Raw genomic sequence first — 6,864 nt, 5'->3', positions numbered from 1 at the left:
CGGGTCGTAGGTCGGCCAGGCCGCGTGAAAGATGCTTCCGCTGCGACCGAGTCGTTCCCAGAGTTCCTCGCACAGATGCGGCGCAAAGGGTGACAGCAGCAGCAGAAGGGTCTCGACGGCATAGCTGTAGGCAAAGCGCCGCTCATCAGCTTCGTCCGCAGGCCCAACCAGTTCAAAGCGGCCCATCTCGTTGACAAGCTCCATAAGGGCGCTGATGGCCGTATTAAAGTGAAACTCCTCCTCGATATCCTCTGTGACTCGCTTGATCGTTTGCTGGGCCTTTCGGTACAAGTCGCGACCTGCAACGAGCCTCTGGAAGGGTATTGGCGTGGAAGGTTGTTTAAGGGGCGTCTCCTGGTCCTCAATAAGACGGACGATTCTACTCAGAAAGCGGAACGATCCCTCCACCCCCTGGTCAGACCACTCCAGATCTCTTTCCGGCGGGGCGGCGAACAGGCAAAACAGTCGGGCCGTATCGGCCCCGTACCGCGTCAAGAGGTCCTCGGGATCGATCACGTTCTTTTTCGATTTTGACATCTTCTCGATCCGCCCGATCTCGATCGGATGGCCGCATGCCTTGCAGGCGCGAGCCGTGTCCACCTCCTCCGGCAATCGAAACCCATGCTCCGGGCACCGGTAGGTCTCCTTACACACCATCCCCTGCGTCAACAGTCTCGTGAACGGCTCATCGACAGCAATGAGGCCGAGGTCGCGAACCGCCTTGGTGAAGAAGCGGGCGTACAACAAGTGGAGGACCGCATGCTCGATCCCCCCGATATACTGATCCACCGGCATCCAGTAGTTGACGCGCGCAGAAGTGACCGGTCCATCCTGGGCGTGAGGACTGGTAAACCGGAGAAAATACCAGGACGAATCGACAAAGGTGTCCATGGTATCGGTCTCTCGCCTGGCTGGACCGCCGCACCGTGGACATGCAACATGGGCAAACGTGGCGACCTTCTGAAGCGGGGAGCCCCCCTTCATCGTAATCTGGACGTCCTGAGGCAGGATGACCGGCAACTCCTGGTACGGGACCGGGACTACCCCACACCCATCACAGTACACGATCGGGATCGGGTTGCCCCAATAGCGCTGTCGTGAGATCCCCCAGTCGCGGAGTCGATAGTTCACCGTCCGCTTCCCGATTCCCCTCCGTTCCAGGAAGTCCGCGATCGCCTCGCGCGCCTGCGCGCTGCCCATGCCGGTGAACGGGCCGGAGTTGACCAGCACCCCCTCCCCTTCGTGCGCCTGTTGCATACTGCCCTCATCCAGATCGGCGTCGACGGGCTTCACGGCCAAGCGGATCGGCAGACCGTACGTCTTTGCAAACTCAAAGTCGCGCTGGTCATTGCTCGGGACCGCCATAATAGCGCCGGTACCGTACTCCAGCAGGACAAAGTTACCGATCCAGATGGGAATCCGCTCGTGCGTGAGTGGGTTGACGGCGTAGGCGCCTGTGAACACCCCCTCCTTGCCGGCGTCGGCTACGGCTCGCTGCGTCCTGTCTTCCAGCTTCATTCGGTCGACGAAGGCCCTAACGCGCTGCTCCTGCGGTGTGTCTTTCGAGAGGCTAAGCGCAAGCGGATGTTCCGGAGCCAAAACTATAAAGGTTGCCCCAAAGAGCGTGTCCTGTCGGGTGGTAAAGATCGTCAACGCCTCTTCTCGCTCGGCGAGCGGGAAGCGCACCTCCGCCCCGATGCTCTTGCCGATCCAGTTGCGCTGCATCACCTTGACCGGCTCAGGCCATCCGGGGAGCTCATCCAAGCCGCTCAGCAACTCCTCAGCGTAGGCGGTGACCCTGAAGAACCATCCCGGCAGTTCCTTCTGGATGATCGGCGTCCCGTCCCGCCAGCAGAGCCCTCCCTCCACCTGCTCATTGGCCAAAACGGTCTGACAAGCCTCACACCAGTTGACAGCAGAGGATTTCTTATAGACCAGTCCCTTCTCATACAGCTTCAGAAAGAGCCACTGTCCCCACCTGTAATAGTCGGGATCGCTGCACGTGATCTCACGCTGCCAATCGTAGGAGAACCCCATCCATTTGAGCTGGGTTCGCATGTAGGCGATATTGTCGTAGGTCCACGTGGCCGGGTGCGTGCGGTGCTCGATGGCCGCGTTCTCCGCAGGCAAACCGAAGGAGTCCCAGCCCATCGGGTGCAATACATTGTACCCACGCATTCGAAGGAACCGAGCCAGCACGTCGCCGATCGCATAGTTGCGAACGTGGCCCATATGGATCCTGCCGGACGGGTAGGGATACATCTCCAGGAGGTAGAACTTGCGCCTCCTCGGCTCTTCCGTGGCCGCGAAGGCGCCACTCTCCTCCCACGCCCGCTGCCACTTCGCCTCGATCGCCTTAAAGTCGTAGCCCCGCGCCATTAGCTGTTCTCCTGGCCTGGTAAAGGCTGAAATCGGCTGAAAACGTAACACAGGCGGTCGGATTACGCAAGCGCGAAGCAATGCGTCATGCGCCTGGGGCACAAGCGCATGAGTATCAATAAGTGTAACTTAAATACCTCTAAAACTTGTAATCCTGTCAAACATGGGTAACACCTCCGCTCCCCCATCCCCGCCTCGGCGCGGGCGCGAGGTCAGGGGCGCCCGCGCCGGCGGGGCCCCACTTAGAGGTACAACCGGCGTAAGCCCCGGAAGGGGGCGAACTGCCGGAGGCGCTCGAGGGGCGTGCGGCCCCCATGGCCCCCATGGGGTCGCGCCGTATTGTAGAACTGATTGAACCGACGATGCCGCTTCTGGAGATCGGCGAACGTGCGACACCGCCAGACCCGGTAGAACTCCTCGCCATCAATCCGGTGACTGCGCTCGACCTTGCCGTTCAGGTGCGGGCTGCGAGGCCGGATGGTGCGGTGACGAATCCCCGCCGCCGCGCAGGCCAGCGTGAACGGGTGCAGCCGGACCGCCCGCTCCGGGGCCGTCTTGGGGGCGCCCGTGTACCAGTTCGTGAAGGTGGCATCGTTGTCCGTCTGGACCTGCCGGACGCGGAACGGAAACGCCGAGCGGAGCATCGTCAGGAAGGTGAGCCCCGCGCGGTTGGTCAGTTCCGGGAAGATGCGCACGACCCGCAGTCGGGTACAGTCATCGAGAGCCGTGTACTGGTACACCTGGCGCCCCTCCACGCAATACGGTACATACTTGATGTCCACCTGCACACAGTCGCCCGGCTGGGGCATGACGTAGCGCTGTCGGTGCTTGGGGCGTGTGCGATGCCGCGTGAGCAACCCCGCCCGCTGCAGCACCCGGTGGATACCGTAGACACTCGGGACGCCTCGGAGCCCCGTGCGCTGCAGGTGCCACCGGAGCCGTCGGGGGCCATACCCGGTCCGTCGTCGCCACCGTCGGAGCCGGCGGGCCATCCGGATTCCCACCTGCCGGGGATGGGCATGGGGCCGCCGGGAGCGATCGGCGAGACTCAGCCGATCCCCCTGGCTCGCGGCGTAGCGATGCTGCCACTTGTAGTAGGTCTTGCGGGAGATCCCGAAGAAGCAGCAGGCATCCGTGACGGAACCCAACTCTCGGGCCTTCTGAAACCAGTTCAACCGTTGCCGAATCCGCTGTTCCCTGATAAGGTGTGGCACGGGTAACCTCCTTCCTGGTTGGGTGGACGAGTTGGACGACCACCACTCTTCTACCACAGGAGGGAGTGTTACCCATGTATGATAACTCTACTAATACCTCTAAAACTCGTCTTGACAAGTGGGTCCACCATGCGGGTCGGATCCATGTTGCGCGGTAGCGATCTGGCAGAGTGTGCGTGACGCCGCTCTGCTAGATCGTTTCACGGAGCGTCAATGCCTCCGCCACAAGCCGTCTGACCTCAACGACATGAAAAGGCTTATTCAATACCAGATCGACTCCGGCCTCTTTCAACTTCCCCCGGTCGAGGGTGAGTTCCCACCCGGTGATGAGGGCCACGGGGGTCTGGGGAGCCATTTTCTTGACGGCCGCCGCAACCTCCCACCCTGAGCACTCCGGCATGCCCAGGTCGGTCAGGACAAGATCGAAGCCGCCCTGATGAAAACGGTGCAGCCCTTCTTTACCACCCGCTGCTTGCACTACGGTGTGGCCGGCCGCCCGTAGGACATCGGAGAGGAGCGTACGGACAAATTCATCATCGTCAATAACCAGGATGCGTCCCAGCTTGGCGATCGGCGTCGATTTCTGTTCAGGGGCCGACCGGAGCTTGGTGACGGCAGGCTCGATCAGACCGTCAGGGAGCTGTTCGTGGGCTAGGCAAATCCAGCCTAGGACCGTGTCGTCAAGGGCCTTCAGTAACTCTTCAAGGGCGGTCCCGAGAAGTTGGTCGAGGGTAAAAGACCGGCCCCTCGCCGACACTGCCATGACCGCCGACAGACTCTTGATTGTTAGTTCTTCCATCGAATTCTACGTCTCGTCTCACCAGAGTGCTCACTCGTCAGCCCATAACCCACTATTATGTAACAGACTACACCATCGCAAGCAACTATAATTTAGCGTCAGATCACATACAACACTCTTGGCTCGACTAGACCTTAGTACTTCTCCTTGTGGCTGAATTTGACGTCGTACGCAATCCTCATACCCGCTCACCCATGAGCCGACTTTCCCGCATGACAGGCACGATGTCGGTCAGATCCACTTGCGCGCAGATCTCCAGGTCCGCCCCAAAGCCTTTTTGAATGATCTTTCTTCCCCATTCGCAACCTCGAAGCATCCCAAGCAGGTCGTTTTGATAGGTTGTAAAGAGTTGGTGGGCGGCCCTGGCGGAATCGCTGAACTCACACGCGCGATCAGAGATGTTGAGCACGCGATCGATCAATATCCCGCTGCCTACGGCGTCTTCCAGGCAGAAACGGCCATGCTTACCCGCGCACACAATAAGGATGTCGAGGCCGGTATCTGTGAGCCGGCGCGCAGCGGCCGCCGCATTTAAGAATGAGCAGGCGATTATTACCTGAGCCCCTTGGACAGCCTGGAATGCTCGGGTCCCGTTGGTTGTCGTCAGGACAACCGTCTTACCCTTGACCCGCTCTCGCCCATATTCGGCTGGAGAATTCCCAAGTTCAAAGCCTACCGCCCTATCTGCTTCCCGTTCTCCCGCAAGCAGGACGCCTCCGCCAAGTTTTTTCGCCACGGCCTTGGCCTCGCTCAGCGTCCGCACAGGGATGACACCAGCACAACCGTGGTGCAGCGCCATGATGATGGTCGTGGTGGCTCGTATCACGTCGATCACGGCCACTGCTCGACCGGAGGCGGACCGGCAGGTCGGGTCCAATCGACTAAATGCCACGTCGATAATCACGATAGTTCTCCCAGCCCGGTAATCTCATGAGCGCCCTGCACCGAATCCATTGACACCCCTCTGAAGACCTGCTATGAACAGGCGGCCATCATCCTTCGACAGGAAGGTTCCGGACAATGGGTGCGAGATTTTCGTCGGATCAAAAGCGAACCATCGCCACACTGAGCGCCGCCATCGCGATTCGGATGCTCGGCATCTTTCTGGTGCTTCCCGTCTTTACGCTCTATGGGGAGCAATTTACCAGCTCAAAACCGCTGATCGGTCTTGCCTTCGGTAGCTATGGGCTGGCCAATGCCCTGCTCCAGATCCCGTTCGGCTGGCTGTCCGACCGATTTGGGCGAAAACCGCTCTTGCTCATCGGCCTCACGCTCCACAGCGTGGGCTCCATCCTGGCCGCCGTCCCTCCCAACATCTTCGCCCTCATCGCCGCGCGCCTGATCCAAGGGACCGGCGCCGTCAGCTCTGTCGCATTCGCCATGGTGGCCGATTCGGTCGAAGAGAATAACCGCGCAACCGCAATGGCCTTCCTCGGGATCTCCATCGGCCTCTCCTTCGTCGGCGGCATCCTGGCTGGACCGATGATCGCCAGCCTCAGCGGTTATGCGTCCCTCTTCTGGCTATCCGGCCTTCTGAGCCTGGTCGCATCCATCTACCTGGCAGTGGCGATCAAGGAGCCGCCAGGGGAGCGAGGAACGGCTGACGTCTCCGGCGACCGGCCATCGATTGCTTCGGTGTTTAAGATCGCCGACATCATCAAGCTGGGTGTCTGTGGATTCCTCATGTCGTTCTTCATGAGCAGCTTCTTCTTCTATTTTCCCTTGCTGGCTCGCCGCCACCTGCCCCTGCAAAGTTACTACCTCTTGCTTGGCCCGATGGTCCTCGTCGCCGCTGCTGTGATGTTTGTGGCCTCCAGGGCAGCCGACCTGGGCCGGGCAAAATCGATGGGCGTGATGGCCTTCGTTGTTCTTGCGATCAGTGGGTGGCTGCTCTTTCGAGGGGCTGACCTTGGGCTCCAAGCCCATCCGCTCCTGCTCCTCACTGTTGCCGGCATACTCTTCTTTGCCGGCTACACCAGCCTTCAACCGATTCTCCCCAGCCTCATCACCAAAGCGTCACCGAAGACCGTGTACGGGGCAGCGCTGGGGATATTCAGTTCTCTGCAATTTCTCGGCAGCTTTGCGGGCGGAGCGGCTGCGGGATTACTCGGCACTCTGGGGACGGATCTCGTGATGGCAGCACTGCTGGTTATCGCAGCATCAGGCGTCATACTGATGGTCCAGGTAAAGAACATATAACCTGGCGGCATCGGCTGACGAGAATGCCTCACGTATGCGCGAACCGCGCCCCACAGGTCCTGGCTAGCGGATGAATCCTTCTTCGCGCTCTCTTCTCAATGCCTCGCGAATTTCGAGGCTCCTGCGAAGATAGCAATGGCAGCAGACACTCCGGACAATATCCGAGGTTGGTCCTTCCGCAAGGAGAAAGGTTCCTTGGAGCTTGATTCGCTTGCGGCAAAGGAAACAGTAACGGAGCGTCTCCTTCATATTCTCCTCGATCGGCGACCTCTG

The 6,864-nt window shown here is 60.2% G+C and carries 5 protein-coding genes; 1 reads left to right on the top strand and 4 read right to left on the bottom strand.

Annotation, left to right across the window (positions count from 1 at the left end; all coding sequences use genetic code 11):
* The 4 genes from leuS to PHV01_RS06945 all read right to left on the bottom strand — a co-directional run.
* On the bottom strand, window positions 1-2,379 hold a 2,379-nt coding region (leuS, locus tag PHV01_RS06960), incomplete at its 3' end, for a leucine--tRNA ligase (RefSeq protein WP_337290428.1).
* A 242-nt stretch (window positions 2,380-2,621) separates the two neighbouring features.
* A complete protein-coding gene (locus tag PHV01_RS06955) occupies window positions 2,622-3,593 on the bottom strand; it encodes an IS481 family transposase (RefSeq protein ID WP_337290427.1) in 972 nt (323 codons plus the stop codon).
* Window positions 3,594-3,783: 190 nt separating this feature from the next.
* Window positions 3,784-4,392 (bottom strand): response regulator, encoded by a 609-nt coding sequence (locus PHV01_RS06950; RefSeq protein WP_337290426.1) that lies wholly within the window; start codon window positions 4,390-4,392, stop codon window positions 3,784-3,786.
* Window positions 4,393-4,570: 178 nt separating this feature from the next.
* Window positions 4,571-5,296 carry a 2-phosphosulfolactate phosphatase gene (locus PHV01_RS06945; protein WP_337290425.1) on the bottom strand — a complete coding sequence of 242 codons (726 nt, stop codon included), beginning with the start codon at window positions 5,294-5,296 and terminating at the stop codon, window positions 4,571-4,573.
* Window positions 5,297-5,412: 116 nt separating this feature from the next.
* Here PHV01_RS06945 and PHV01_RS06940 point away from each other — a divergent pair, with 116 nt between their 5' ends.
* Window positions 5,413-6,591, top strand: a complete 1,179-nt coding sequence (locus PHV01_RS06940) for an MFS transporter (protein WP_337290424.1) — start codon at window positions 5,413-5,415, stop codon at window positions 6,589-6,591.
* Window positions 6,592-6,864: the final 273 nt, after the last annotated feature.

Source organism: Candidatus Methylomirabilis sp. (genome assembly GCF_028716865.1).
GTDB lineage: Bacteria > Methylomirabilota > Methylomirabilia > Methylomirabilales > Methylomirabilaceae > Methylomirabilis.
Note: the sequence above shows the minus strand (reverse complement) of the source record. Positions and strands in the feature narration are given on the sequence as shown.